The sequence below is a fragment of the Mesorhizobium sp. M1A.T.Ca.IN.004.03.1.1 genome, from assembly GCF_003997555.1.
In the GTDB taxonomy this organism is placed as follows: Bacteria; Pseudomonadota; Alphaproteobacteria; order Rhizobiales; family Rhizobiaceae; genus Mesorhizobium.
The window spans coordinates 1-305 of sequence record NZ_RZTV01000153.1 but is presented as its reverse complement, the minus strand read 5'-3'; the positions used below and the strand labels follow the sequence as shown (position 1 = coordinate 305).

General features: G+C 60.7%; 1 protein-coding gene. It reads right to left on the bottom strand.

The window, feature by feature from the left end:
• The coding region (locus EOD29_RS31115) for a winged helix-turn-helix transcriptional regulator (RefSeq protein WP_127248798.1) at positions 1-305 on the bottom strand (305 nt) is incomplete at both ends.

Below are 305 nucleotides of genomic sequence, written 5' to 3'. Positions count from 1 at the left end.
AATCGAAGGCGCCCGACAAGGCGTAGCACTCCATGATCTCCGGCCGCTCCAGCACCACTGAAGCGAAAGAAGCCACCGCCTCCTCATGGTGATCCTCCAGCGTGACGTGGGCAATCACGCAGAGCTTGAGATCGAGTTTGCCGGGATCGAGCAACGTCACGCGCTTACGGATGACGCCGTCGGCTTCGAGTTCCTGGATCTTCCGCCAGGCCGAACTCTGCGACATGCCGGCCTTTTCGGCCAGGTCTGCCAGCGAAAGGCTGCCGTCGGCCTGAACGAGTTGCAGAAGCTTGCGGTGAAAATTC